The organism is Helicobacter pylori (genome assembly GCF_900120335.1).
Classification (GTDB): Bacteria; Campylobacterota; Campylobacteria; order Campylobacterales; family Helicobacteraceae; genus Helicobacter; species Helicobacter pylori_BU.
Genome location: NZ_LT635477.1, coordinates 211,034 through 238,012, shown reverse-complemented (window position 1 = coordinate 238,012; position 26,979 = coordinate 211,034). Strand labels below are relative to the sequence as shown.

21 protein-coding genes, 1 tRNA gene and 1 pseudogene are annotated in these 26,979 nt (G+C 40.1%); 9 read left to right on the top strand and 14 right to left on the bottom strand.

Features of this window, described 5'->3' with window-relative positions:
- Nucleotides 1–112 precede the first annotated feature (112 nt).
- From kdsB to CS889_RS01180, 3 genes are all read left to right on the top strand, one after another.
- The gene (gene kdsB / locus CS889_RS01190; protein ID WP_089086585.1) at nucleotides 113–844 is read left to right on the top strand and encodes a 3-deoxy-manno-octulosonate cytidylyltransferase; all 732 of its coding nucleotides are present in this window, start codon (nucleotides 113–115) and stop codon (nucleotides 842–844) included.
- A gap of 193 nt (nucleotides 845–1,037) precedes the next feature.
- The gene (hopA, locus tag CS889_RS01185; protein ID WP_089086584.1) at nucleotides 1,038–2,501 is read left to right on the top strand and encodes a porin HopA; all 1,464 of its coding nucleotides are present in this window, start codon (nucleotides 1,038–1,040) and stop codon (nucleotides 2,499–2,501) included.
- Between the two features lie 134 nt (nucleotides 2,502–2,635).
- Nucleotides 2,636–2,710: transfer RNA gene (locus CS889_RS01180), tRNA-Asn, on the top strand.
- Nucleotides 2,711–2,744: 34 nt separating this feature from the next.
- On the opposite strand, the gene CS889_RS01175 is transcribed toward CS889_RS01180, so the two are convergent.
- Nucleotides 2,745–3,902: a SulP family inorganic anion transporter gene (locus CS889_RS01175; protein ID WP_172825088.1), complete on the bottom strand. Its 1,158-nt coding sequence runs from the start codon at nucleotides 3,900–3,902 to the stop codon at nucleotides 2,745–2,747.
- A 255-nt stretch (nucleotides 3,903–4,157) separates the two neighbouring features.
- Between CS889_RS01175 and CS889_RS01170 the strand changes: the two genes are divergently transcribed.
- The gene (locus tag CS889_RS01170; RefSeq protein ID WP_089086582.1) at nucleotides 4,158–6,245 is read left to right on the top strand and encodes an outer membrane protein; all 2,088 of its coding nucleotides are present in this window, start codon (nucleotides 4,158–4,160) and stop codon (nucleotides 6,243–6,245) included.
- A gap of 212 nt (nucleotides 6,246–6,457) precedes the next feature.
- Complete coding sequence (locus CS889_RS01165; RefSeq protein ID WP_001954619.1) at nucleotides 6,458–7,291, top strand: sulfite exporter TauE/SafE family protein; 834 nt, start codon at nucleotides 6,458–6,460, stop codon at nucleotides 7,289–7,291.
- A gap of 406 nt (nucleotides 7,292–7,697) precedes the next feature.
- Here CS889_RS01165 and msrB read toward each other — a convergent pair whose 3' ends face one another.
- The 6 genes from msrB to CS889_RS01135 all read right to left on the bottom strand — a co-directional run bounded on the left by msrB (nucleotide 7,698) and on the right by CS889_RS01135 (nucleotide 13,512).
- Nucleotides 7,698–8,777 carry a peptide-methionine (R)-S-oxide reductase MsrB gene (gene msrB, locus CS889_RS01160; protein ID WP_089086581.1) on the bottom strand — a complete coding sequence of 360 codons (1,080 nt, stop codon included), beginning with the start codon at nucleotides 8,775–8,777 and terminating at the stop codon, nucleotides 7,698–7,700.
- Between the two features lie 123 nt (nucleotides 8,778–8,900).
- Nucleotides 8,901–10,247, bottom strand: a complete 1,347-nt coding sequence (gene radA, locus CS889_RS01155; protein ID WP_172825087.1) for a DNA repair protein RadA — start codon at nucleotides 10,245–10,247, stop codon at nucleotides 8,901–8,903.
- A gap of 111 nt (nucleotides 10,248–10,358) precedes the next feature.
- On the bottom strand, nucleotides 10,359–10,595 hold the full coding sequence (locus CS889_RS01150; protein ID WP_089086579.1) for a ribbon-helix-helix domain-containing protein: 237 nt from the start codon (nucleotides 10,593–10,595) through the stop codon (nucleotides 10,359–10,361).
- 153 nt (nucleotides 10,596–10,748) lie between these two features.
- A complete protein-coding gene (locus CS889_RS01145; RefSeq protein WP_001051955.1) occupies nucleotides 10,749–11,729 on the bottom strand; it encodes an iron-sulfur cluster assembly scaffold protein NifU in 981 nt (326 codons plus the stop codon).
- Between the two features lie 21 nt (nucleotides 11,730–11,750).
- Nucleotides 11,751–12,914, bottom strand: a complete 1,164-nt coding sequence (locus CS889_RS01140) for a NifS family cysteine desulfurase (protein ID WP_025449095.1) — start codon at nucleotides 12,912–12,914, stop codon at nucleotides 11,751–11,753.
- Nucleotides 12,915–13,050: 136 nt separating this feature from the next.
- Complete coding sequence (locus CS889_RS01135) at nucleotides 13,051–13,512, bottom strand: helix-turn-helix domain-containing protein (protein WP_000444097.1); 462 nt, start codon at nucleotides 13,510–13,512, stop codon at nucleotides 13,051–13,053.
- A 145-nt stretch (nucleotides 13,513–13,657) separates the two neighbouring features.
- Here CS889_RS01135 and CS889_RS01130 point away from each other — a divergent pair, with 145 nt between their 5' ends.
- Nucleotides 13,658–14,209, top strand: coding sequence for a YbhB/YbcL family Raf kinase inhibitor-like protein (locus CS889_RS01130; protein ID WP_001881985.1), 552 nt, complete (start codon nucleotides 13,658–13,660; stop codon nucleotides 14,207–14,209).
- 68 nt (nucleotides 14,210–14,277) lie between these two features.
- On the opposite strand, the gene CS889_RS01125 is transcribed toward CS889_RS01130, so the two are convergent.
- The 5 genes and pseudogenes from CS889_RS01125 to CS889_RS01105 all read right to left on the bottom strand — a co-directional run bounded on the left by CS889_RS01125 (nucleotide 14,278) and on the right by CS889_RS01105 (nucleotide 19,060).
- Nucleotides 14,278–15,102 carry a beta-1,4-N-acetylgalactosamyltransferase gene (locus CS889_RS01125; RefSeq protein WP_099169079.1) on the bottom strand — a complete coding sequence of 275 codons (825 nt, stop codon included), beginning with the start codon at nucleotides 15,100–15,102 and terminating at the stop codon, nucleotides 14,278–14,280.
- Between the two features lie 11 nt (nucleotides 15,103–15,113).
- Nucleotides 15,114–15,440 (bottom strand): beta-1,4-N-acetylgalactosaminyltransferase, encoded by a 327-nt coding sequence (locus CS889_RS01120; protein WP_099169077.1) that lies wholly within the window; start codon nucleotides 15,438–15,440, stop codon nucleotides 15,114–15,116.
- Nucleotides 15,441–15,494: 54 nt separating this feature from the next.
- Complete coding sequence (gene dxr / locus CS889_RS01115; protein ID WP_089086577.1) at nucleotides 15,495–16,601, bottom strand: 1-deoxy-D-xylulose-5-phosphate reductoisomerase; 1,107 nt, start codon at nucleotides 16,599–16,601, stop codon at nucleotides 15,495–15,497.
- Nucleotides 16,602–17,401 (bottom strand): annotated as a pseudogene (locus CS889_RS01110) (phosphatidate cytidylyltransferase).
- Nucleotides 17,402–17,413: 12 nt separating this feature from the next.
- Nucleotides 17,414–19,060: an SLC13 family permease gene (locus tag CS889_RS01105; RefSeq protein WP_089086575.1), complete on the bottom strand. Its 1,647-nt coding sequence runs from the start codon at nucleotides 19,058–19,060 to the stop codon at nucleotides 17,414–17,416.
- 95 nt (nucleotides 19,061–19,155) lie between these two features.
- Here CS889_RS01105 and mnmG point away from each other — a divergent pair, with 95 nt between their 5' ends.
- From mnmG to hcpA, 3 genes are all read left to right on the top strand, one after another.
- On the top strand, nucleotides 19,156–21,021 hold the full coding sequence (gene mnmG / locus CS889_RS01100; RefSeq protein WP_089086574.1) for a tRNA uridine-5-carboxymethylaminomethyl(34) synthesis enzyme MnmG: 1,866 nt from the start codon (nucleotides 19,156–19,158) through the stop codon (nucleotides 21,019–21,021).
- 10 nt (nucleotides 21,022–21,031) lie between these two features.
- The gene (gene dapE, locus CS889_RS01095; RefSeq protein WP_089086573.1) at nucleotides 21,032–22,198 is read left to right on the top strand and encodes a succinyl-diaminopimelate desuccinylase; all 1,167 of its coding nucleotides are present in this window, start codon (nucleotides 21,032–21,034) and stop codon (nucleotides 22,196–22,198) included.
- Nucleotides 22,199–22,644: 446 nt separating this feature from the next.
- Nucleotides 22,645–23,397: a Sel1-like repeat protein HcpA gene (gene hcpA, locus CS889_RS01090; protein WP_000901643.1), complete on the top strand. Its 753-nt coding sequence runs from the start codon at nucleotides 22,645–22,647 to the stop codon at nucleotides 23,395–23,397.
- Nucleotides 23,398–23,593: 196 nt separating this feature from the next.
- Here the strand turns inward: hcpA and htpG are convergent, their stop codons facing one another.
- Both htpG and CS889_RS01080 read right to left on the bottom strand, forming a co-directional pair.
- Complete coding sequence (htpG, locus tag CS889_RS01085) at nucleotides 23,594–25,459, bottom strand: molecular chaperone HtpG (RefSeq protein ID WP_089086572.1); 1,866 nt, start codon at nucleotides 25,457–25,459, stop codon at nucleotides 23,594–23,596.
- A gap of 102 nt (nucleotides 25,460–25,561) precedes the next feature.
- Nucleotides 25,562–26,914 (bottom strand): outer membrane family protein, encoded by a 1,353-nt coding sequence (locus CS889_RS01080; protein ID WP_089086571.1) that lies wholly within the window; start codon nucleotides 26,912–26,914, stop codon nucleotides 25,562–25,564.
- Between the last annotated feature and the right edge of the window lie 65 nt (nucleotides 26,915–26,979).

Genomic DNA, 26,979 nt, shown 5'->3' with positions numbered 1-26,979 from the left:
AAACTCCTAAAGTTCAATAGCCTAAATCCTTACAATAAAAGGAATAAGCGTTTCAAATGGGTATAATACCATAAAAATCCCCTATTTTCATAAGGCTTAAAAAGGTTTAAAGATGATCATCATTCCTGCTAGATTAAAATCCAGTCGTTTTGAGAATAAAGTGCTAGAAGACATTTTTGGCTTGCCTATGGTAGTCCGTTGCGCTAAAAATGCGAATCTAGTAGATGAATGCGTAGTCGCTTGCGATGATGAAAGCATCATGAAAGCGTGCCAAAAATTCCGCATTAAAGCGGTGCTAACCTCCAAACACTACAATAGCGGCACGGAACGCTGTTTGGAAGCGGCGCAAATTTTAGGGTTAAAAAATGATGAAAGGGTTTTAAATTTGCAGGGCGATGAGCCTTTTTTAGAAAAAGAAGTCATTTTAGCGTTACTAGAAGCCACCCAAAACGCCCCTTTCATGGCGACTTGCGCTAAAGTCATTGATGAAGAACAAGCCAAAAGCCCTAATTTAGTCAAGGTGGTTTTAGACAATCAAAATAACGCCTTGTATTTTTCGCGCTCCCTTATCCCCTTTTTACGAGATTTTGATGTGAAACGCCAAACCCCTCTTTTAGGGCATATCGGTATCTATGGCTTCCACAATAAAGAAATCTTAGAAGAATTATGCGCTTTAAAGCCTTGCGTTTTAGAGGATACAGAAAAATTAGAGCAATTAAGGGCTTTGTATTACCAAAAAAAGATTGCAGTGAAAATCGTTCAAAGTGAAAGCATGGGCATTGACACCAAAGAAGATTTGCAAAACGCTTTGAAAATTTTTAGCCCTAATCCCCTTAAGCGGTGAAATTTAAAAACACTCAAAACATTTTTCACTATCAAAAATCTTTTTTTAAATCCAAAAAAAAAGCAAAATTTCTTAATTTTTGCTCAATTTTATTAAAAATTCAATAAATTTATGGCACAATTTAAATGCATTGTAAATAAAGTTTCAATTTGATACGATTTTACAAATAAAACATTACTTTAAGGAACATTTTATGAAAAAAACGATTTTACTTTCTCTCATGGCATCATCGCTCTTCGCTGAAGATGACGGCGCTTATATGAGCGTGGGCTATCAGATCGGTGAAGCCGCGCAAATGGTGAAAAACACCGGCGAAATCCAAAAAGTCTCCAACGCTTACGAAAATTTGAACAACCTTTTAACCCGCTATAACGAGCTCAAACAAACGGCCTCTAACACTGATTCAAGCACCGCTCAAGCGATTGACAATCTAAAAGAGACCGCTAGCCGATTGAAAACGACCCCCAATACCGCTAATCAAGCCGTGTCCTCAGCGCTCAGCTCTGCGGTGGGCATGTGGCAAGTGATAGCCTCTAATTTAGCCAACAACTCGCTATCTTCTAGCGAATACGAAAAACTCAAAGCGACTTCTCAATTGCTCCAAAACACCCTAGAAAATAAAAATACAGCCAACAATAATACCACCATTGATAATGATGCCTCAAAACTTTTAGATGACGCTAAAACCATTATTAGCACCCTTCAAAGCCAATGCCCAGGAATAGATGGAGGCAATGGCAAACCATGGGGCATTAATGCAAGCGGGAACGCATGCAATATTTTTGGCAACACCTTTAACGCTATCACTAGCATGATTGATAGCGCTAAAAAAGCCGCCGAGCAATTCAGAAGAACCGACCCAAGCCATCCCCAAAACCAGCAAAGCGCGTTTAACAACGCTGATTTCAATAAAAACCTCAATCAAGTCTCAAGCGTTATCAATGACACTATCTCTTATCTCAAAGGGGACAATTTAGAAACCATCTATAACACCATTCAAAAAACGCCTAATTCCAAAGGGTTTCAAAGTTTGGTGAGCCGGTCTAGCTATAGTTATTCTCTCAACGAAACCCAATATTCTCAATTCCAAACCACCACCAAAGAGTTTGGTCATAACCCCTTTAGAAGCGTGGGATTAATCAACTCTCAAAGCAATAACGGGGCGATGAATGGCGTGGGCGTGCAATTAGGCTATAAGCAATTCTTTGGGAAAAATAAATTTTTTGGGATCCGGTATTATGGCTTTTTTGATTACAACTATGCGTATATCAAATCCAACTTTTTTAACTCCGCTTCCAATGTTTTCACTTATGGCGCGGGCAGTGATCTTTTATTGAACTTCATCAATGGCGGATCCGATCGAAACCGCAAAGTCTCTTTTGGTATTTTTGGGGGCATCGCATTAGCGGGAACGACATGGCTTAATAACCAATCTGCGAATTTAAAAATCACCAATAGCGCCTACAGCGCTAAGATCAACAACACCAATTTCCAATTCTTGTTCAATACCGGCTTAAGGCTTCAAGGGATCCATCATGGCATTGAATTAGGCGTGAAAATCCCTACGATCAACACGAATTACTATTCTTTCATGGGCGCTAAATTAGCCTATAGAAGACTTTATAGCTTGTATCTCAATTATGTTTTGGCCTATTGATATTAAATCGGTTCTCATTGACTAAATTAATGAGAACAAAGCCAACTTTTTGGCTCTCAAATGAATAATGGCATCATTTTACTTGACTTTTTACAAAAAACACACTAAAATTTCTTTTTGTTTTTGAGCGAAATTCCAGATTAGCTCAGCGGTAGAGTAGGCGGCTGTTAACCGCTTGGTCGTAGGTTCGAATCCTACATCTGGAGCCATATCTCTAGCTACCCAACTTTTTAAAATAAAACTTCATGCAATCCCTTTAGATTTGATCCATAACGCATTGACTAAAACCCCCACCACAACCCCTATCGCTAAATTATGCGTGTATAAAACCACCGCCACGACTAAAAGCATGTTCAGCGTGTCATAGAGCTTGATTGTTTTAACATTAATAACGGATTGGAAATTAAAAGTGGTGAAAGAAATCATCACCATCACCGCCACCACCGCCACGATGGGGATCTTAACCACGTATTCATTAAACACTAATATTAGCACCATTAAAGAAAAGCCAGCAAAAAAAGTAGAAAGCCTTGTTTTAGCCCCGGATTTTGCGTTAATGATAGACTGCCCCACTAAAGCGCAACCTGTCATTCCCCCCAAAAGCCCTGAAATGATATTCCCCAAGCCTTGCGCTTTAGTTTCTTTATTTTTATCGCTCACGCCGTCTTTTAAAATAACATCTAAAGTTTTAGCCGTCAATAAGCTTTCTATCGTGCCTACTAGCGCTAAAGAAAGAGCGTAAGGCAACAATCCTGCCACCATTTTAAAATCCAAATTTTTGGGGATAATGATGAAATGAAAGCCTGAAACCCCTTGCTCAATGCTCCCCAAATTCGGCGCATGCGTATCAAAAATTAAAGCGATCGCGCTCACTGCAAGGATACAAATCAGATTAGAGGGGATTTTTTTAGTGATTAAAGGGAAGAGGTAAATAATCAATATCCCAATAGCGAGCAAGACAAACACCCCTAAATTTTGGTTTTCAAGGAATTTGAATTGCTCTGTTAAAAGCAAAATGCCTAGCGCGTTCACAAAGCCATACATCACCGATTGGGGGATAAACCTCAAAAGATTCCCTATTTTCAAATAGCCTAAAAGAATTTGCAACATTCCTGCCATAAGAGTCGCCACGCCCGCGTATTCAAGCCCATAGTTTTTAACCACGCCCACCAAAATGAGCGCCACTGAGCCGGCCGCTGCGCTAATCATCGCCTTTCTAGCCCCAAAAAGAGACAACACAAAAGCCATATAAAAGGTCGTATAAAACGCCACGCCCACATCTAAACCCACCATGATCGCAAAACCGGCCGTCTCTGGGATCACAGAAAGCCCCACCACAAAACCAGACAGCAAATCTTTTTGAATGTTGCTCAACCATTCTTTTTGTATCTTTTCCAACATGCTTTTCTTTCTCATTAGAATGGCTTGATTGTAACCAAAGATTTAAAAACCAATTTCAAACCGGATAAAATCCCTTTTCTTAAATCAAGATCTATGATATTTTATTGTAAAAAATACTTAAAATTGTTTTTTTTTTTTTTCAAAATATAAATTTTAAGTTAAGAATAAGCATTTTATGGTAAAATGGCGAAATTTCATAAACTATGACTATCATGGGAATGTGAAACCAACAAAAATCTAATAAAAGGAGAAAACATGAAAACCAAAAAATCCCTCTTACTCTCTCTTTCTCTCATGGCTTCATTATCAAGGGCTGAAGACGACGGATTTTACATGAGCGTGGGCTATCAGATCGGTGAAGCGGTTCAACAAGTGAAAAACACGGGAGCACTACAAAATCTTGCGGACAGATACGATAACTTGAGCAACCTTTTAAACCAATACAATTACCTTAACTCCTTAGTCAATCTAGCCAGCACACCCAGTGCGATCACAAGCGCGATTGACAATTTAAGCTCAAGCGCGATCAACCTCACTAGCGCTACCACCACTTCCCCCGCCTATCAAGCTGTGGCTTTAGCGCTCAACGCCGCTGTGGGCATGTGGCAAGTCATAGCCTTTGGGATCAGCTGCGGCCCTGGCCCCAATCTTGGCCCAGAACATTTAGAAAATGGGGGCGTTCGATCGTTTGACAACACGCCAAACTACAGCTACAACACCGGTAGCGGAACGACCACCACCACTTGTAATGGGGCTAGTAATGTAGGGCCCAATGGTATTCTATCTAGCAGTGAATACCAGGTTCTCAATACCGCTTATCAAACCATTCAAACCGCTTTAAACCAAAACCAAGGGGGCGGAATGCCTGCCTTGAACGGCTCTAAAAATATGGTAGTCAATATCAATCAGACTTTCACAAGAAACCCTACAACAGAATACACTTACCCCGATGGGAATGGCAATTATTATTCAGGCGGGACTCCACTCCCAATCCAGCTAAAGATTAGCAGCGTCAATGACGCTGAAAACCTTTTACAGCAAGCCGCTACTATCATCAATGTCCTTACCACCCAAAACCCGCATGTGAATGGTGGCGGTGGGGCATGGGGTTTTGGCGGCAAGACCGGGAATGTGATGGATATTTTTGGCCCTTCTTTTAACGCTATTAACGAGATGATCAAAAACGCTCAAGCCGTTTTAGAAAAAACCAAACAGCTCAACGCTAATGAAAATACCCAAATCACGCAACCAGACAATTTCAACCCCTACACTTCTAAAGACAAAGGGTTCGCTCAAGAAATGCTCAATAGAGCTAACGCTCAAGCAGAGATTTTAAATTTAGCTAAGCAAGTTGCGGACAATTTCCATAGCATTCAAGGGCCTATCCAACAAGATCTAGAAGAATGCACCGCAGGATCAGCTGGCGTGATTAACGACAACACTTATGGTTCAGGTTGCGCGTTTGTGAAAGAAACTTTAAACTCTTTGGAGCAACACACCGCTTATTATGGCAACCAGGTCAATCAGGATAGGGCTTTATCTCAAACCATTTTGAATTTTAAAGAAGCCCTTAACACTTTAGGGAAAGATTCTACAGCAATCAATAGCGGTATTTCTAATTTGCCTAACGCTAAATCTCTTCAAAACATGACGCACTCCACTCAAAACCCTAATTCCCCAGAAGGTTTGCTCACTTATTCTTTAAATGCAGACAAATACAGCCAACTCCAAACCACCGTGCAAGAATTAGGCAAAAACCCTTTCAGGCGCTTTGGCATGATCAGTTCTCAAACCAATAACGGGGCGATGAATGGGATCGGCGTGCAAGCGGGTTATAAGCAATTCTTTGGCAAAAAAAGGAATTGGGGGTTAAGGTATTATGGTTTCTTTGATTACAACCATGCGTTCATTAAATCTAGCTTTTTCAACTCGGCTTCTGACGTGTGGACTTATGGAGTGGGTATGGATGCACTTTATAACTTCATCAACGATAAAAACACCAATTTCTTAGGCAAGAACAACAAGCTTTCCGTGGGGCTTTTTGGTGGCTTTGCGTTAGCTGGGACTTCGTGGCTTAATTCCCAACAAGTGAATTTGACCATGATGAATGGCATTTATAACGCTAATGTCAGCACTTCTAATTTCCAATTTTTGTTTGATTTAGGCTTGAGAATGAACCTCGCTAGGCCTAAGAAAAAAGACAGCGATCATGCCGCTCAGCATGGCATTGAACTAGGTTTTAAAATCCCCACAATCAACACCAACTACTATTCTTTCATGGGCGCGAAACTAGAATACAGAAGGATGTATAGCCTTTTCCTCAATTATGTGTTTGCTTACTAAAAACCCTCTTTAAAAAAGGGGGCTTGTTTAAAAAACGCTCAAAGGCATTTTTAAAATTAAGCAGTAAAGAGCCTAGATAATTTCTTGCAACCGCTCCCAAGCGATAAAATTAAAGTAATCAAAACCCTATTTTTGTAACCATTAAAGAAAATTTTTTAAAGATTATCACTCTTTTTTGATAAAGTAATAATTTAGAATTTAGGGAGTTTTTCATGGAAGAATCAACAGCGTTTATTTTAGCTCTTGTGGGGCTATTCACCGGCATTACTGCTGGGTTTTTTGGCATTGGTGGGGGGGAGATTGTCGTCCCTAGTGCGATTTTTGCCCATTTTAGTTATAGCCATGCGGTGGGTATTTCGCTCATGCAAATGCTTTTTTCTTCAGTGGTCGGCTCTATCATCAATTACAAAAAGGGCTTATTGGATTTGAAAGAAGGCTCCTTTGCTGCGCTTGGAGGGCTAATGGGGGCGATTTTAGGGAGCTTTATCTTAAAAATCATTAACGATAAAATTTTAATGAGCGTGTTTGTGGTGGTGGTGTGCTACACCTTTATCAAATACGCTTTTTCTAGCAACAAGAAACCAGAGCATTTTGAAGAAATGCATTTTGATTTGCATGCGAATAGCAAAACGCCCGAAAAAAAGCGCGCAATCCCTTTTGTGTCTATGGATAGAACGCATGGGGTTTTGATGCTCGCCGGTTTTGTTACTGGCATCTTTTCTATCCCGCTAGGCATGGGTGGGGGGATTTTAATGGTGCCGTTTTTAGGCTATTTTTTGAAATACGATTCTAAAAAAATCGTGCCTTTGGGGCTATTTTTTGTGGTATTCGCTTCTTTATCTGGGGTTATTTCTCTTTATAATGGGAAGGTTCTTGATGATATAAGCGTTCAAGCCGGGGTGATCACCGGTGTTGGAGCGTTTTTAGGGGTGGGCATTGGCATTAAGCTCATTGCTTTGGCTAATGAAAAGGTGCATAAAATCTTATTGCTCCTCATTTATGCTTTAAGCATTTTAGCGACCTTACACAAGCTCATTATGGGTTAAAAATTTAAAAATAAATCAAAAGCATTTTTTTTAAAGATCAAATAGCAAAGAGCTTGATTTTAACAAGCGATAGTTTCTTGTAATGCGTTCTTAGGGGGTTAAGGAGATTATAGAGAGAATGATTTCAAAATACCCCCCTATTCTCATTAAGGAAATAAGTTTTTACCATAAAACAATGAAAACAAAGCAACCAAAATCCCATTTTTTAAAAAAGTTAAAAAGCTTTAGTTATTGATATTTTAAGAACAAAGCCATAAAGCTTAAAAGAGAGTGTTTTTAAAGTAAGGGTATTAAAAATAAATCACTTAAGGCGGTTTCTAGTGGTTTTTAGCGGTCCTTAGGATAACCCAAACGCTTAACCCCCCCCTCATTTTAACCCCCCATTAGGGGGCTTAGTCATCACCCCTTAATGCGTTTTTTTATCTTGGATGTATTTTTTCAATTCACCCTTTTTGATATAAGGGATAAACTCGCCATAACCCTCTTTTTCCATGTCTTTTAAAGGGATAAACCTTAAAGCCGCGCTATTGATACAATACCTTAAGCCTCCCAATTCTTTAGGCCCATCGTTAAACACATGCCCTAAATGCGCCTTACCAATGCGACTCAACACTTCAATACGTTTCCTGTTAAGGCTCTCATCGTCTTCGTATTTCACCACATCTTTATTGATAGGCTTAGAAAAGCTTGGCCACCCGCAACCGGAGTCGTATTTATCCGCTGAAGAAAATAATGGCTCGCCGGTGGTAATATCCACATAAATGCCCTCTTCGTCTTTGTTGTAATACTCATTTTCAAAAGGTTTCTCAGTGTGTTTGTTTTGAGTCACCTCATACTGGAGTTTGGTGAGTTTTTTCTTTAAAACTTCATCGCTTGGTTTGGTGTATTTATCGTCATCCACAATCACTTCATCCGCCTTTTTCAAATCAATATGACAATAACCACCGGGGTGTTTTTTCAAATAATCCTGGTGATACTCTTCAGCCCTCACATAATTTTTTAACGGCTCTACCTCAATGGCGATCTTGCCTTTCACTTCTTTTTGTAACGCTTTTAAGGCGTTGTCTATCACTTCTTTATCCGTGCTATTGACATAATAAATCCCTGTGCGATACTGCCTGCCCACATCATTACCCTGCTTGTTCACGCTCACCGGATCAATCACCTTAAAATAATAGCGCAGCAACTTGTCCAAACTGATCTTTTTAGGATCATAGATCACTTTCACGCTTTCAGCATGATCGCTCTCATGCAACTTTTCATAATTCGTGCTTGAAGTCTTGCCATTAGCGTAACCAGAGCTTGCGTCTATAACGCCATAAATCCTCTCCATATACGCCTCTAGCCCCCAAAAGCACCCCCCAGCCAAGTAAATCACTCTTTCATCGGTTTTAGGGTGTTTAGCCCCCATGTTTTCATTCGCTTGCATGATCGCTCCTATTAGTAGAAAAAGATAAAAAATTTTCAAGTAAGATAATACCTTCATTAAATAACCTTTGTTTTAATTTTAATGGTGTCCGCCATTATAACTAAAAAAGATGATAATTGTTCTTTAAATTGAGTTTAAATTTTAATAAGGCTTTGTTTTATTAGGTAACAAAAGTTCCAATCACATCCACTCAACAATCTTACCCACCACATTGGCTTCATAGCATTTGATAGAGGTTTTTTGACTGGGTTTTTTGGGCAAAATGGCTTTTAAAAAGCCGTAATTTTCCATTTCTTTCAATCTAGCGTTCAAATTAGGGGCTTCTAAAATCCTGCCATTCAAACTCACTTCGCCCAAAAACGCCGTTTTATTGTCAATTTTTCTGTTTTTAAAGCTTGAAAGGATACTGGCAATGACCGCTAAATCGCAAGCCGGCTCGCTAATCTTAATGCCTCCGCTCACATTAATGAACACATCATGGCGGTTTAAGGGGATTTCTAGCTTTTTTTCCAATAAAGCAATAAGCATGTTAAGGCGGTTAGTGTCAAACCCGTTCGCTAATCGTTTGGGCGCTCCAAAACTGCACTCGCTCACCAACGCCTGAATCTCTAAAATCAACGCCCTTGAGCCTTCTAAAGTGATGGTAATCGCGCTCCCTTCCATAGGCTCTTCTTTAGAAAAAAACAAGCTTGAAGCTTCTTTGGCGCTCACCAAACCCTGCTCTTTCATTTCAAACAAGCCGATTTCACTCGTAGGGCCAAAGCGGTTTTTAAAACTCCTTAAAATCCTTAATTCCCTACTGGGATCGCCTTCAAAATACAGCACGCTATCCACCATATGCTCTAGCACTCTAGGCCCTGCGATGCTCCCTTCTTTAGTGATATGGCCGATGATAAAAATAGCAATATCTCTTGTTTTCGCCAAACGCATGAGCTCAAAAGTGATCTCTCGCACTTGCGAAATAGAGCCGGGCGCTGAAGAAATCTCTGGCGAATAAAGCGTTTGGATGGAATCAATCACGCAAGCAAAATAATTTTCGCTCTCCATATTAGCCTTAATCACAGGCCAATTGATTTCATTGAGCAGATACAATTCTTTTTCTATGCAATCTAATCTAGTGGCGCGCATTTTAATCTGGCTCAAGCTCTCTTCCCCGCTCACATACAAAACCTTTTGCTGGTTTTTGGCTAAGCCAGAAGCCACTTTTAAAAGCAGAGTGGATTTCCCCACCCCAGGACTCCCCCCCACTAAATACAGCCCCCCTTTAGCGATCCCCCCACCTAAAACAATATCCAACTCGCTTTGAGTGGAAGAAAACTTAATGACTTCTTCATGCTCAATTTCAGCGATAGAAACGCTTTTTTGCGCTTGTGGGAGCGGTTTTTTAAGCGCATGTAAAACTTCCTTTTGGGTTTGGTTCAATTCTACAAAACTCTCCCATGCGTTGCACTGAACGCACTTTCCTAGCCACTTAGGGCTTGTAAAACCACAATGCTGACACTCAAATAAAGAAGTTTTTTTAGCCAAAATACCACTCTTTTTTAAAATCACACAGCTAAAGACCAGATAAAAATGGGGTTTTTAATCATTTTGCTTTATAGTGGAACTCGTGGAGTTAAACTAAAAACAAGTTAAAAGCTATAAAGCACCACCTTGTTCTATTTTTCTTAAAGCCTTCAAAATATAGCGTTTGATATAAGATCCCACGCTTTCTTCTTCTTCGTTAGCCATTTTCTCTAGTTTTTGGTATTGCTCATCAGAAAAATACAAGCTTACCGCGCGAGTTTTTTTATTAGCGTCTGCTTTTGGTTTGCGTCCTAGTTTATTTTTAGTTCCCCTTAAGCGAGTTTCATCTGTGTTTTCTGTCTTTTCCATCAAGTTCCTTCAATCATCATCGCAAATCGCTTCAAAATAGCATGTTAGCATAAAAGTAGCGTATAATGAATAATGTTGCAAGCGCTAATCGTTCCTCATTTTAAGTTTATTAGCGCTCGCTCAAAAAGGCTTTCACCCCCTAAAAAGAACAAATCAAATCGGTAACACCCTGATACTGCGATCCAATAATTCCTGCAAAGCGTTTTCAATGGCAAATAATGTCCCGGTAGTCGCGCTCATGCACCCATCGCATGCCCCCATGTAGCGGATATACACATCAATGTAATCATCGCTTTCTTTAATGTCTAAAATCTCTAAATCCCCTCCGTCCATCATAAGCATAGCGCGGATATTTTCATCAATGACTTTATCCACCGCTTTAATCTTTTGAACCATAGTCATTTCCCTGAAAGCCAATTCCCCATTTTGGGATTTGTTAGCGGTGGCTTTAAGTTTTTCAGCTTCCATTTCTTCGCGCACTTCTTTAAGAATATCCACCAGGTAATAATCCCTTTTTTCATGCCCTCCCGGTCTCACGCAGCTTTTACAAAACGCACCGGCTTTGGTGTAATTAGTGATTTCTTCAACGCTTTTTAAATCATTAAGCCTAATCACTTCCTTAATCGTGCCTAAACTCACCCTAGCGCACTCGCACACGATGATTTCTTCTTCAAAATCTTCAGCGTTTTTCCCTAAATACATGCCGGCAGCTTTTTTGATCACGTCATACGCCATCACGGAGCAGTGCATTTTTTGCCCAGGCACCGCCGGCGTGTCTGGGTCGTCTCTTAAGCCTCTTTCCACATCTAAATTCGTGATTTTTACCGCATCTTGGACTCTTTTATTCAAACACAATTCTACCATCATGTCTGAGCTTGCGATCGCTGTCCCGCAACCAAAGCTTTTAAACTTCGCGTCAATAATCGTATCCGTGCTTTCATCTACAAGCCAATACAACCTCACCGCATCTCCGCATGCTTCTGCACCGTAATCCGCCACAATGAGCTTAGCGTTTTTGGCTTTAGCCTGCTCTTCTGTGATGACCCCTAAATGCGTAGGGTTATCCATGCGCCTTTGAACTTCTTTAGAATACGCGTCCCAAAGAGCCGATCCCACTAAATCATGTTTTGCCATTTTGATTCCTTTATGTTCTTTTTAATAAGAGCTTGAAATGTTTCTCAATCTTACAGCCGCTTGAGAGAAAACTTCAATCGTTTTGTCAATTTCAGCTTCCGTGTTAAAACGGCTCAATGAAAGCCTGATAGCGGTATGAGCCAATTCCTTACTCGCTCCAATCGCTACCATTACAGGATTAGCCTCTAAATCCTCACTCGCGCACGCGCTCCCTGTGGAAGCGGCGATATTAGAGCGATTCAAATCCCACAGCATGGCCTCTCCTTCAATCCCTCTCACGCTGATTAAAGTCGTGTTAGGCACACGATGAACTCTATCGCCCACCACCATCACATCAGGGATTTTCAAAAGCGCTTCTTCTAATTTGTCGCGCAATTTCCCTACCACTTCTTTTTCATAATCTAAATGCTCTACGGCTAATTTCATCGCTTCGCCCATGCCCACGATATAAGGCACATTCAAAGTCCCGCTGCGCCTGCCATTCATATGCTCCCCGCCATGAAAAAGAGGGGTCAATCCCACCCCACTTCTAATATACAACCCCCCAATGCCTTTAGGCCCATGGAATTTGTGCGCGCTAAAAGAAAGGAAATCCACATTCGCTTTCAACACATCTACAGGGATTTTACCAATCGCTTGCACGGCATCGGTATGGAACAACACGCCCTTTTCTTTACAAATAGCCCCAATTTCTTCAATAGGGAAAATGAGACCGGTTTCATTATTCGCCCACATCACGCTCACTAGAGCGGTTTTTTCTGTGATCGCTTCTTTGACTTGCTCTGCGGTGATGCTCCCATGCTCATTAATGGGCAAGTAAGTAACCTCCACCCCCAAGCTTTCTAAAAAATTGCAAGTGGATCGCACCGCCGGATGCTCTGCAACCGTGGTTACAATATGGTTTTTGCCTTTTTTCAAGCATTCATCAAAATACACGCCCTTTAAAACCCAATTATTGCTTTCTGTCGCGCAAGAAGTGATGATCACATCATCTATATCCCTAGCGTTAATGCCCTTATAAAGCTTATCTAGCGCTTCTGCAATGGCCGGATGGGTTTCTGTACCAAACTGGTGTAACGAGCTAGGATTCCCGTAATGATCCCTTAAAAAAGGATCCATGATCTCTTTGACTTTAGGGTCAATCCTAGTTGTAGCGTTATTGTCTAAATAAATTCGTTGTAACAAATGAGTGTTCTCCTTAAAAATTTTACATAGATTTCTTATCTAGGTCTAAATTATGATTAAATACAAGATATTTTCTTAATTTTAACTTAAAAATAAGATGAATTTTAAAAAACATTTTGAGAAACGCTATTGTCGCTTAAGGTTTTTTAAGGGGTCTCCCACGCCTGTCTTTCAAAGCGTCTATCCCCCCTTGTTGGTAACGCTTCTCCCACACATAGAGTTTTTGCAATTGTTTCGCGACTTCTTTTTTCGTGGGCTTAATGCCCTTAAGATTATAAAGAGCGGTAACGATAATGGGCTTTGGGACATTAAACCTTTGGATAAATTCCAAACAATCTTTTTTGAGCTGGGAGTCTTGCTTGTTTTTAGTAATATCCACATGGCTTAAATATTGCAACACATAAAGGCGTTTTTCTTCATCTTCTTGCGCGATTTCTGGGGCTAACTCCATCCCTTGACTAACGCCTTTAAAAAACTTATTTGAAGCCTCTTGGGCGGGATAAACGCTCAAATAAGTTTCTAGTAAAGAAATCACTCTTTTTTGCTGTTCCAATAGTGCGTCTATTTTGGCACTCAAACGATTTATTTTACTTTCCATGCGTTCAATGGTAACTAGTAAAAATAAATAACTATTTAATCATTAAAAATGATTATTCTAATATCATGCTCCAAAGTAAGATGTATTTTTATGATCATGCTACAATAAGAAAACACAAAACGATTTCAAAGAAAAAGGTCTTAAAATGAAAACTTTTGAAGTGATGATTCAAACCGATTCGCAAGGGTATTTGGACGCTAAATTTGGCGGTAACGCTCCTAAAGCGTTTCTCAATTCAAACGGCTTACCCACTTATTCGCCTAAAATCTCATGGCAAAAAGTGGAAGGCGCTAAAAGCTACGCTTTAGAATTAATAGATCATGACGCGCAAAAAGTGTGCGGCATGCCGTTTGTCCATTGGGTCGTGGGCAATATTTCTTACAATGTCTTAGAAGAAAACGCTTCCATGATGGATAAAAGGATTGTTCAAGGGGTCAATTCGCTCACTCAAGGCTTTATCCGTTCCCCTCTTAATGAAAGCGAAAAACAACGCTCCAATCTCAACAATAGCGTCTATATCGGCCCCATGCCCCCTAATGGTGATCACCATTACTTAATTCAAGTGTATGCCCTAGACATTCCTAAACTGGAATTAAAAGCCCCTTTTTTCTTAGGCGATTTGCATGACAAAATGCGCAACCATATCATCGCCATAGGGAGAAAGGAATTTTTATACAAACAGTTTGTAAGGAAATAAACTGCTTGTTTGTAGGTTTAATTCAATGAACCTACAAATAGAGCATGGAAGCAAAAACGATGATTGATTTAAGGCAAGCGGAATTTTTGATATACCTCTAAAATCCTCTTTTCATCTAACATGCTTTCTTCAATCCTTGTGCCTATCAAATCGGCATGGCGTTTTTTAAATTCTTTTAAAGGGATCAAATCGTCATAAACGATAGCGTTTCGCCTCTTTTTAGCTAAAGGGAAGTGCCATTGCACCATTTCCTTATCTTTAATGTGGTGTTTATCTTTAAGCTTTAGGACTTCATAACTTTCATCATTGTAGCGCCAAATTTCAAAAGGCTCGCAATCGTTATACAATAACCAATGATCCCCCCATGCGTCTAAAAACCCAAAATCCCCATCATTACGAACAAACACTTCAAAATCTCGCACCACAAAATTAATGCGCGAATACATCACAACCTCTTTAATGCTCTTAGGGATATAAAAACTTTCATAAAGCTTTTTAGCGTCATAGATATGATCGCAATCAATTTTTACTACCCATTCATTTTTAGGGATAAAAGAAAGCGTATAATTATAATAGTGATAAAGTTGGTGCCACAAACTCGGGCAATCCTTTAGAATGACTTCATAAGGATAGCTAATAGGGATGAATGAGGGGAACTTTTTACAAAACTCTAAAACCACTTCTTTAGAGCCATCATCGCAATCATTAAAACCAATGACCCCCCTTTGAACGGCAGGAAGCATAGAAAACAAACTCTCTTCTAAAGTAACGATTTCGTTTTTGACCCTGATAAAAGCCCATGGGTTTAAAGGGCTTTTAGGGTTTTGACTTCTTTTATCATAGTCAAAATAACCCGAATGCGTGGGATTGGGTAAAGTTAAAGTGGGATGGATAACCCTATCTTCTAAATGCCCCCCCCCCCATAATTATAATTAAGAGAACTATTTTTATAAATACTCTTATTGTATTCAATGAAACTTTCATTATTTAAAGAAGCGATAGCTAAAAACACGCTTTCTTGATAATCATGGTTGAATAAAGCTTTTTCTTGAAGAGAATGAAGTTTTTTAGCCTCTAACATTTCCTTAATTTCATGATTGATTCCACAATGAGCGTCCCTATCATGAGCACTTTCATGGGCGTTTTTTGCCCCCTTAAAACCACGAACGCACCTCATTATAAAAGGCATTCTCTCTTTAACAAAACCCTTGATTTTATTTTTTAACCCCATAAAAACTCCCAATTTAAAAATATAAAACGCTACCGCAAGCAAAACCTTATTATACTACACTCTCGCCACACTTCCAAAACGCTCCCTAACTTCTTTATCTAACGCTAGCACTTCATCTAAAGTAGAGAGCTTGAAAGATTTTTTAGCATACAATTCTAAAGCTTGAGAAATGATTTGGATAAAGCCTCCAAAGGCGATTTCTTGATTTAAAAACTTCTCCATCGCCACTTCATTACTCGCATTCAGCACCACGCCAAGCTTTGGGTTTTCTAACAACAAATCTTTATAACGCCACAAAGTGTAGCGCTCCATGCTAATGGGTTCGAATTTAATCGCGCTTAAAGCGTATAAATCTAAGGGTTTAATGGAAGCGTTCAAAGAAGCTAGTTTAGGGTTAATGGCGTAGCTTATGGGTAGTTTCATGTCCGCGCTCGCTAAATGCGCGATGACAGAGTTGTCTTCAAATTCCACCAAAGCATGCACGATAGAACTTCTTTCAATCAGCGCGTCAATCTTTAAAGACGCGCCAAAAAGCCAATAAGTTTCTAAAATTTCAAAAAGCTTATTGACCATGCTCGCTGAATCAATGGTGATTTTATCCCCCATGCTCCAATTAGGGTGCTTGAGCGCGCTTTGCGCGTTTTGAATAGCGATAAGATCTAAGGGCGTGTCCCTAAAAGCCCCCCCACTCGCGCTAATGATTAAGGATTTAGGCTTTAAAGTCTTGTTTTGCAACAACGCCCACAAACCAAAATGCTCGCTATCAATGGGCGTGATTTTGGAAATGTCTAACAAATGCCCCGCGCTCACTAAACTTTCTTTATTCGCTAGGGCTAGTTTTTTGTTCCTTTGTAAGCTTTTAAAGCTCGCTTTCAATCCGGCTACGCCCACAATGGCGTTAAGGACTAAATTGGAAACGCACTCCTCTATCATCGCATCAATGCCGTCTAGCCCTACAAACACTTCCGCACCCAAAGGCTCTAAATTATTCAAATCGCTAGGATCTAAGATCGCCACTTTCTTGGGTTTGAAAATTTGGATTTGCTCATTGATTAAAGCGATATTTTTCCCACAGCTTAAGGCTTCTATTTCTACGCCAAATTTTTTTGCGATTTTAAGGGCGTTTTTCCCAATAGAGCCGGTGCTTCCTAAAACAACCATTCAATCCCCTAAAAACACCGCCGTCTCTTTCCAAATTTCCAAAAAATACAACAACGCATGCAAGCTTAAAGCCCCAAAAAGCATGGAATCCAATCGGTCTAAAACGCCCCCATGCCCGGGTAAAATCTTACCGCTATCCTTGATCCCGACTTTTCTTTTCAAATAGCTTTCATACAAATCCCCAAATACCGCCATAAGCGCGATTAAGAAACTGAATAAAAGCGCCATAAGAAAGCCTCCGCTCAATTTCCCCATGCCCACAAACGATCCAAAAACGCTCGCCAAAACAACGCCAATCAACGCGCCCTCTAAGGTTTTATTCGGCGAAGTGGCTGTGAAAGGGGTTTTGCCTAAAAGCTTGCCTCCAAAAAACGCCCCCACATCGCTTGCGACCACCACCACTAAAAGCCAGATGATCGCCACTGCGCCAAAATCCTTATAAATCCCAAAAAGCGCAAAAAACCCAACGCCCGGATACAAAAAGGGTAAAATGGCTTCGCTGTGGTGCGCTTTTTGATAAGCGATGACGCTAGCCATGACCATGGCGCTAATAAGAGCGCATTCTACAGGATGCCCGTTAAAATACGCCGCTACCCATGACAACACTAAAATGAGATACAAGCTAAAGCTCGCTTTGACCTGGAACAACCTTAACGCTTCAAAAAACCCTACCGCATAAATCCCCCCAAAACAGCCCAAAACAACAACAAATTGTCCGCATACAAAATCAAGCCCGCCACAACGATTAAAACAACCCCTGTAATGTAACGAGACTTTTCTTTAAATAACTCTTCTTTCACTTTTTTCCTTAATCAATTAAATATCAGCGAAACTAAAAAATAGCTAAACGCGCTAATCAAAACAACGCCCACTAAATTAAGCCACAAGCCGGCTTTAATCATATCCGTTATTTTAACATACCCAGAGCCATAAGCTATCGCATTCGGTGGGGTGGCCACAGGGAGCATGAACGCGCAAGTCGTGCTCAAAGCTACAGGAATGGTCAATAACAAGCTTTGGTGGTTTTCATAACCCATGCCCATCGCCACTCCCCCAATCACCGGCAAAAACGCCGCAGCGGTGGCGGTGTTAGAAGTGATTTCGGTTAAGAAAATGACCATTAAAGTTACCATGACAATGATGAATAAAATCGGTAAATGCGAAAAGCCAGAAACCAAATGCCCGATCCACAAGCTCAACCCGGTTTTAGAAAATTGCGCGCTCAAAGCTAACCCACCGCCAAATAAAAGCAACACATCCCAAGGGAGTTTTTTAGCAACACCCCAATCAATGAGCCTATCGCCTTGATTGTTAGCGGGCAAAATGAATAAAAGCGCAGAAACCCCCATAGCGATCACTGAATCAATCTTATCTATCTTAATGCCCCAAGATTTTAAAATCGTATCTAAAAAAATCCACCCTAAAGACGCTAGGATAAAAATAACGCCCACCGAGATTTCCGCCTGACTCAAACGGCCTAGTTTGTTTAACTCTAATCTAACGACTTCCTTACCCCCTGGGATTTCTTTAATCTTTAAAGGGAAAATCACATAAGTGAGCAAGAGCCACGATAAAATGAGCATGATAAAGGCTAACGGCGTCCCAAACACCATCCACTGAGCGAAATCAATTTCAATATTGAAAGCGGTTTTCATATAGCCGGCTAATAAAGCGTTAGGGGGCGTGCCAATCAGAGTGCCTAAAGAGCCAATAGAAGCCGAATAAGCGATGCCAAGCATCAAGCAAATGCTGAAATTCGTGCGATAAATGGTGGTCTTTTCTTGAATCACTTGAGCGATGTCCTTACCCTTATGCACGATATTGCCCATAATACCCCCATGCGCTTTGGTGATTTCTTCTTTTTTGTAGAATGCATGAGAGGCGTTTTCTTTACCCACAAGTTTAGCGACTAATTGCAAAACGCTCATGCCAACAGGAAACATCATCACCGCCGTTGCGGTATTGCTCACCCACATAGACAGAAATCCTGTGGCTATCATGAAACCTAAAATCAACCTCCTTGGGCTTGTGCCTACTAATAAAATAATGCTTAAAGCGATGCGCGTGTGCAAATTCCATTTTTGCATGCTTAAAGCTAAAATAAACCCTCCCATAAAAAGAAAGATAATGGGCGATGCGTAAGAAGCGCTAACGCTAGAGAATTGATCCACGCTAAAGACGCTAAAAAGCACCAAAGGTAAAAGTGCGGTTGCGGGCAAGTCAATGGCTTCAGTCATCCACCATATCCCCATTAAAACAGCCACCCCAGCCACAACAGGCATCGCCTTATAATTCAAAGAACTGAGCTTGGGGATTTCTTCTACAATATGAGGCATTTGAGCGTCTAAAGCGTAATAGATAATAAGCGCGATTAACGCTCCCCCTATGAGACCAAACAAACGAACGATCTTGGTGCTTTTGTCATCAGCGTTCGTATCGGCATGCGAATGATTTTCCATTTTATTTTACCCTTTAAAATTACTAACCTACATGCTACAATAAAACCTTTTTAAAACTAGGGTTTTAGAAAAATAAAATCAAAACAGGAAAAAGAGTGGTAAAAGAAAGTGATATTTTAGTGGTTGGTGGGGGGCATGCGGGTATTGAAGCGAGCTTGATTGCGGCTAAAATGGGGGCTAGAGTGCATTTAATCACCATGCTCATAGACACGATCGGTTTAGCGAGCTGTAATCCAGCTATTGGAGGCTTGGGTAAAGGGCATTTGACTAAAGAAGTGGATGTGTTAGGAGGGGCTATGGGGATTATTACAGATCATAGCGGTTTGCAATATCGTGTGTTAAACGCTTCTAAAGGGCCAGCGGTTAGGGGGACTAGAGCGCAAATTGATATGGATACTTACCGCATTTTTGCAAGAAATCTCGTTTTAAACACCCCTAATTTGAGCGTCTCTCAAGAAATGACCGAAAGTTTAATCCTTGAAAACGATGAGGTAGTGGGCGTAACCACGAACATTAATAACACTTACAGAGCTAAAAAAGTGATCATCACCACAGGCACTTTTTTAAAAGGGGTGGTGCATATTGGCGAACACCAAAACCAAAACGGGCGCTTTGGGGAAAACGCTTCCAATTCTTTAGCCTTGAATTTAAGGGAGCTTGGCTTTAAGGTGGAGAGGTTAAAAACCGGCACTTGCCCAAGAGTGGCCGGCAATAGCATTGATTTTGAAGGCTTAGAAGAGCATTTTGGGGATGCAAACCCTCCCTATTTCAGCTATAAAACCAAAGATTTTAACCCCACCCAACTCTCTTGTTTCATCACTTACACTAACCCTATCACCCACCAAATCATTAGGGATAATTTCCACCGAGCCCCCCTTTTTAGCGGTCAAATTGAAGGCATAGGCCCTAGGTATTGCCCTAGCATTGAAGATAAAATCAACCGCTTTAGCGAAAAAGAACGCCACCAGCTGTTTTTAGAGCCTCAAACCATTCATAAAAGCGAATATTATATCAACGGCTTAAGCACCTCTTTACCCCTAGACGTGCAAGAAAAGGTCATTCATTCTATCAAAGGCTTAGAAAACGCGCTCATCACGCGTTATGGCTATGCGATAGAGTATGATTTCATCCAGCCCACAGAATTGACCCACGCTTTAGAAACCAAAAAAATCAAAGGGCTTTATTTGGCCGGGCAAATCAATGGGACTACCGGCTATGAAGAAGCGGCGGCTCAAGGGCTTATGGCTGGGATTAATGCGGTGTTAGCCTTAAAGAATCAAGCCCCCTTTATTTTAAAGCGCAATGAAGCCTATATCGGCGTTTTGATTGATGATCTGGTTACTAAAGGCACGAATGAGCCTTACAGAATGTTTACTAGCCGGGCCGAATACCGCTTGCTTTTAAGAGAAGACAACACGCTTTTTAGGTTAGGCGAGCATGCCTATCGTTTAGGGCTTATGGAACAGGATTTTTATAAGGAATTGAAAAAAGACAAACAAGCAATACAAGAAAACTTGAAACGCCTTAAAGAATGCGTCCTTACCCCTAGCAAAGAAGTATTAAAACGCTTGAATGAATTAGATGAAAACCCTATCAATGACAAGGTTGATGGCGTCAGCCTTTTAGCGCGCGATAGTTTTAATTTAGAAAAAATGCACTCCTTTTTTAGCTTTTTAGCCCCCTTGAATGAGCGGGTTTTAGAGCAGATTAAAATTGAATGCAAGTATAATATTTATATTGAAAAACAACACGAAAATATCGCTAAAATGGATAGCATGCTCAAGGTGTCTATCCCTAAACATTTTGTGTTTAAAGGCATTCCAGGCCTTAGCTTAGAAGCGGTAGAAAAATTAGAAAAATTCCGCCCCAAAAGCCTTTTTGAAGCTTCAGAAATCAGTGGGATCACCCCGGCGAATTTAGACGTTTTGCATTTGTATATCCATTTGCGGAAAAACTCTTAAAGGATTTTTAATGGACGCTTTAGAAATCACCCAAAAGCTCATCAGCTACCCCACCATTACGCCCAAAGAATGCGGTATTTTTGAATACATTAAATCGCTTTTTCCTACTTTTAAAACCCTAGAGTGTGGGGAAAATGGCGTGAAAAACCTTTTTTTATACCGCATTTTTAACCCCCTCAAAAAACATGCAGAAAAAGAACATGCAAAAGAAAAGCATGTAAAAGAAAATGTTAAGCCCTTGCATTTTTGCTTTGCAGGGCATATTGATGTCGTGCCTCCTGGGAACAACTGGCAAAGCGATCCCTTTAAGCCCATCATTAAAGAAGGGTTTTTATACGGCCGTGGGGCGCAAGACATGAAAGGGGGCGTGGGGGCGTTTTTGAGCACGAGTTTAAATTTTAACCCTAAAACCCCTTTTTTGCTTTCTATTTTACTCACGAGCGATGAAGAAGGACCAGGGATTTTTGGCACTAAGCTCATGCTAGAAAAACTCAAAGAAAAGGATTTGCTGCCCCATATGGCGATTGTGGCTGAACCCACTTGCGAAAAAGTCTTAGGCGATAGCATCAAAATTGGCCGAAGAGGCTCCATTAATGGCAAACTCATTTTAAAAGGCGTTCAAGGGCATGTGGCTTACCCGCAAAAATGCCAAAACCCTATTGATACGCTCGCTTCGGTTTTGCCCTTAATTTCAGGAGTTCATTTAGACAATGGCGATGAGTGTTTTGACCCTTCAAAATTAGTCATCACCAACTTGCATGCAGGGTTAGGGGCTAATAATGTGACTCCAGCGAGCGTAGAAATTACCTTTAATACGCGCCATTCTTTAAAAACCACCCAAGAGAGTTTGAAAGAATATTTAGAAAAGGTTTTGAAAGATTTGCCTTATACTTTAGAATTAGAATCAAGCAGTTCGCCTTTCATCACGGCTTCTCATTCAAAGCTTACCAGCGTTTTACAAGAAAATATTTTAAAAACATGTCGCACCACCCCCCTTTTAAACACCAAAGGCGGCACGAGCGATGCGCGATTTTTTAGCGCTCATGGCATAGAAGTGGTGGAATTTGGCACCATTAATGACAGGATCCATGCCATTGATGAAAGGGTGAGCTTGAAGGAATTAGAGCTTTTAGAAAAAGTGTTTTTGGGGGTTTTGGAGGATTTGAGCGAAAAATAAATGAAATAAAGTAATCGTTTTAAGTGGGTTTTTGTTTTTAACGCCAACGCCTTTTTAGCCGATACCAGCTCAAGCTTTAAGCACGCTTGCAACCCATTTGTTGCAACCTTGTTATAAGAGTGGGGCAATGCTTGACAAAATAACCAAAGCTTGCTATAATCTCTCCCCATTTTGCAACCTTTGGTGAATTTCTTAAGAGGTTTTTACCAAGCCACTCTTAAAGGGGTGGCTCAATCAACTTTTTAAAACAAACTCTTTTAATACAGCTTCTCACTAGTATCCCCTATCGCATGGCAATCCAGATCAAGCGTTGGAACGCGCTTAAAAGAGAAGCAATTCTCAATTATTTTTTTATTTCACCAATAAAATGGCATTTAATAAGGCTTTAATCGTCAATATTTGATTATAATTATAAAGGATTACATTTTTTTAATAAGAGATATATCATGCTAGGGAGTGTTAAAAAAACCCTTTTTGGGGTCTTGTGTTTGGGCGCGTTGTGTTTAAGAGGGTTAATGGCAGAGCCAGACGCTAAAGAACTTGTTAATTTAGGTATAGAAAGCGTGAAGAAACAAGATTTCGCTCAAGCTAAAGCGCATTTTGAAAAAGCGTGTGAGTTAAAAGAAGGTTTTGGGTGTGTTTTTTTAGGGGCGTTTTATGAAGAAGGGAAAGGAGTGGGAAAAGACTTGAAAAAAGCCATTCAATTTTACACTAAAGGTTGTGAATTAAATGATGGTTATGGGTGTCGCCTACTAGGAAATTTATACTATAACGGACAAGGCGTTTCTAAAGACGCCAAAAAAGCCTCACAATATTACTCTAAATCTTGTGAATTGAACCATGCTGAAGGGTGCACGGTATTGGGAAGCCTACACCATTATGGCGTAGGCACGCCTAAGGATTTAAGAAAGGCTCTTGATTTGTATGAAAAAGCTTGCGATTTAAAAGACAGCCCCGGGTGTATTAATGCAGGATACATGTATGGTGTGGCAAAGAATTTTAAGGAGGCTATCGTTCGTTATTCTAAAGCATGCGAATTAAAAGATGGTAGGGGGTGTTATAATTTAGGGGTTATGCAATACAACGCTCAAGGTACAGCAAAGGACGAAAAGCAAGCGGTAGAAAACTTTAAAAAAGGCTGCAAATCAAGCGTTAAAGAAGCATGCGACGCTCTCAAGGAATTAAAAATAGAGCTTTAGTTTCAATAAAGTTAAGCTAAACGCTGCGTTTAGCTGGCTTTTACGCTTTTTATATTTTAAGGAAAACATAAACCCTACGAACCAATCTTTTTAATTATAAAGAAGCTTTTATCGAACCCGTTCATTCCAAGTGCCGTTTTGAGATTGGTGTTTGAAGGGTTTAAGCAGTTTTCAAACCCTTAAAAAGGGTTTTTTCCTACAACGCCTTCAATAGCACGCTATTTAAACGCTCATTAAAGCTTTTAGCGTCTTTTAAAACCCCTTTTTCTAAAAGCTTCGCCCCATCATAAAGCAACCAGATAAAAGCACTCAACTGCTCTTTATCTTCGCATTTTAAGAGTTTTTGCAAAATCGCATGGTTAGGGTTTAATTCTAAAGTTTTCTTGCTTTCAGGCACGCTTTGCCCCATTTGACGCATCCAATTAGCCATCATCGCATTTGGTTCATCGCCTATTAAAGCCACCGCTGAAGTGAGATGACCAGAAAGCTCTACGCCCTTAATCTCATCTTTAAGATTTTCTTCAAACGCTTTGATTAAATCTTTAAACTGATCTTTTACCTCATCATGGATTTCTTCCAAACCAAGCTCTTTCAAGCTCTCGCTATGGCTAGCGTCTCTAAAGGGCGTTTTATCGTATTCATTCACGCCTGGCATCACAAACGCATCAATTTCATCGCTCAATAACAAAACATCATAGCCTTTTTGAGCGTATTTTTCCAAAATGGGGGACGCTTTTAGTAAGTCTAAATTTTCGCCTAAAAGGTAGTAAATGCTTTTTTGATTTTCTTTTAAATTTTCTTTGTATTCTTTTAAAGAAATCCATTCTCCTTTGTTTTTAGAATAGAATCTCAACAATTCTAAAAGTTTTTCTTTGTTTTCAAAATCCCCATACAAGCCTTCTTTTAACACTTTCCCGAAAGGCTCATAGAATTTATGGTAATTCTCCTTATCCTTGCTCAGCCTTTCAATCTCGCTTAAAATCTTTTTCACTGAAGCCGAACGGATATTGGCTAAAATCTTATTCTGCTGTAAGATTTCACGGCTCACGTTCAAGGGCAAATCTTCGCTGTCAATCACGCCTTTAACAAACCTCAAATAAGACGGCAACAATTCTTTGTCATCATCAGTGATAAACACCCTTTTAACATAGAGTTTGACCCCGCTTTTATAATCCACCCTAAACAAATCAAAGGGCGCTTTGCTAGGGATATAAAAAAGCGTCGTGTATTCTAAAGAGCCTTCCACTTTATTATGGATATAGCTCAAAGGCTCGCTGTTATCATGCGCAAACGATTGGTAAAAGTCTTTGTAATCCTTGTCTTTCAATTCGTTCTTATTCATTTTCCATAAAGCGCTCGCTTGATTGATCTGATCGCATTTTTCTTCTTTAACTTCTTTTTTATTATCCCCTTCGCCCTCAAATTTCGTATCGGTGTAAGTTAAAAAAATAGGGAAAGGGATATGCTCAGAATACTTTTTAACAATGCTATCAATCTCCCAACGGCTCGCAAAATGAGAATCTTCATCTTTTAAAAAGAGGGTGATTTCTGTGCCTTGCTCCTCTTTGACGCATTCGCTGATTTCAAACTTGCCCTTACCATCGCTCACCCATGCATAAGCTTGATGACTGATAACTTTTTTGGTTTGAACGACAATCTTACTCGCTACCATGAACGCCGAATAAAAGCCCACGCCAAATTGGCCAATTAAGGCGCTATCCTTTTTCTTATCCCCACTCAAAGTGCTCAAAAAACTCTTCGTGCCTGATTTAGCGATCGTGCCTAAATGCTCGATGAGATCGTTTTTATCCATGCCTATACCATTGTCTTTAATCGTTAAGGTCTTTTTCTGGCTATCAAAACTCAAATGAATGCTAGGCGTGGTATTCAGCCCTTTTAATTTCTCATCGGTTAGCATCAAATAATTCAGCTTATCCAAAGCGTCGCTCGCATTAGAAATCAACTCCCTTAAAAAAATCTCTTTATTAGAATACAAAGAATGGATCATCAAATCCAAAAGCTGGTTGATTTCAGTTTGGAAGGTGTATTCTTGATTAGACATTGAACTTTTCCTTTAATAAAATTTTTAAGATTATACAATAAAAGCGCGCTTTAAAGGGGTATGCTATGGCTTAAAAAATCGCATGAAAGGATGTTTAATTTCTTAAAAATGATAACTCATATAACTCATCAAATAGCTTCTATTTTGAATGGTTTGAGCGAAATCAGGGTTATAACCGCTTGTAAAAAACCCTACCTTATAACCCTTATGCATCATGATTTGATAGCCATTAACCATTAGCATGAAATAGATATGTTTTTTAATATTATATTTGAGAGTAACCCCTAAGCTTTGCGAATCAGCCCTTGGGGAATAGGTCAATTTCCCATACAATTGCACCAAAAGATTCTTAATACTTTTCCCTACAAAAGCGTTAATCGTTATGGAATTAGCGTTGTAAAAATTGGAATAAGCGTCTTCATAAGGGGTGTCATCTTTCGTGTCATAAAAAGGATCAATGGGTGAGCCATTCCAGCCTAATTGAACGCTCGCGTTCCCAAAATTCTTATACGCGCTCCAGCCAAAACGATAAGAGCGGAAATTCACTCTTTGAAACACAAACAAAGCCGCGCTTTTTTTACCCACTAAAGCGGCCCTATAATAATCTTTAGACAGATAATCGCTATAGAGAGGAAACCATGCGTAAAAAGTCGTTTGGATGCGCCAAAGAGATTTCCAATAAGACTTTGTGTCATGGGTGATTTCAAATCCAGGAGCGTTAAAATTCTTAGGGTAAAACCAAATAAAAGGCGCAACCCTAATGTATTTATTTTCGTAAATAAGGTTGAAATTGTGCATGCCGTAGTTGGTTTTTTGCTTGTAATTGACAGGAGCGTAAAAATCCCTAATGTATTGCTCATTGGCTAAAGCCCTTCCAAAGGTGCTAAACCACTCTATTCTAAACTTTTTCCACCGGTAAAAAAGCTCAAACCCTTGATTAAACCCGCTCAAAAACAAAGCTTTAGAAGGGTAACGCCCTAGTTTAATCCCAAAAATGTCCTTATATTGATAATCTAAATACAAGTTATATAACACATAAAGCCTGGCGTTTTGAGCCTTTTGCTCTCTGGTCCAATTTTGGCTGTGTTGCATCAAATAGCCCTCCCATCGCCCCATGTAATACCAGTTCGCCGGCTGAAACCCTGCCTTAGGGTTGGCTTCATCAATCAAAAACTTCGTGGAATCATACGCTAACGCCCCGATCTCGCCCCCCACCCCAAAACCCAATTTATGGTTTTCAATCCCTTTAGGGAGCAAACTGACATCAACTTGTAAGGCCCCGGTAGTGGTTACATAACTCCCTGTAGGGTAAATCCCTTTTTTGGAATTGATAACCGATTGGTTCAAAGCGATGCGCGAAAACGATCCCACTCTCGCGCTGATTTGATACTCAAAAGCATTGAGGAAAACCCCATGCAAAGCCAAAAACCCTAACCAAACTTTTTGATTAAGCACCCTTTTACCAAACACCTTTTTTATTGTAGTTTAATATTATGCCATAAACAAACTCGCAAACCGCT

Coding starts and splice junctions, on each gene's coding strand:
- CS889_RS01165 (WP_001954619.1), top strand. CDS start 6,458: ATGGAAGAATCAACAGCGTTTATTTTAGCTCTTGTGGGGCTATTCACC.
- kdsB (WP_089086585.1), top strand. CDS start 113: ATGATCATCATTCCTGCTAGATTAAAATCCAGTCGTTTTGAGAATAAA.
- msrB (WP_089086581.1), bottom strand. CDS start 8,777: ATGAAGGTATTATCTTACTTGAAAATTTTTTATCTTTTTCTACTAATA.
- dxr (WP_089086577.1), bottom strand. CDS start 16,601: ATGGTTGTTTTAGGAAGCACCGGCTCTATTGGGAAAAACGCCCTTAAA.
- htpG (WP_089086572.1), bottom strand. CDS start 25,459: ATGTCTAATCAAGAATACACCTTCCAAACTGAAATCAACCAGCTTTTG.
- CS889_RS01120 (WP_099169077.1), bottom strand. CDS start 15,440: ATGGGGTTAAAAAATAAAATCAAGGGTTTTGTTAAAGAGAGAATGCCT.
- CS889_RS01175 (WP_172825088.1), bottom strand. CDS start 3,902: ATGTTGGAAAAGATACAAAAAGAATGGTTGAGCAACATTCAAAAAGAT.
- hcpA (WP_000901643.1), top strand. CDS start 22,645: ATGCTAGGGAGTGTTAAAAAAACCCTTTTTGGGGTCTTGTGTTTGGGC.
- CS889_RS01135 (WP_000444097.1), bottom strand. CDS start 13,512: ATGGAAAGTAAAATAAATCGTTTGAGTGCCAAAATAGACGCACTATTG.
- CS889_RS01150 (WP_089086579.1), bottom strand. CDS start 10,595: ATGGAAAAGACAGAAAACACAGATGAAACTCGCTTAAGGGGAACTAAA.
- CS889_RS01130 (WP_001881985.1), top strand. CDS start 13,658: ATGAAAACTTTTGAAGTGATGATTCAAACCGATTCGCAAGGGTATTTG.
- hopA (WP_089086584.1), top strand. CDS start 1,038: ATGAAAAAAACGATTTTACTTTCTCTCATGGCATCATCGCTCTTCGCT.
- CS889_RS01145 (WP_001051955.1), bottom strand. CDS start 11,729: ATGGCAAAACATGATTTAGTGGGATCGGCTCTTTGGGACGCGTATTCT.
- CS889_RS01105 (WP_089086575.1), bottom strand. CDS start 19,060: ATGGAAAATCATTCGCATGCCGATACGAACGCTGATGACAAAAGCACC.
- CS889_RS01170 (WP_089086582.1), top strand. CDS start 4,158: ATGAAAACCAAAAAATCCCTCTTACTCTCTCTTTCTCTCATGGCTTCA.
- dapE (WP_089086573.1), top strand. CDS start 21,032: ATGGACGCTTTAGAAATCACCCAAAAGCTCATCAGCTACCCCACCATT.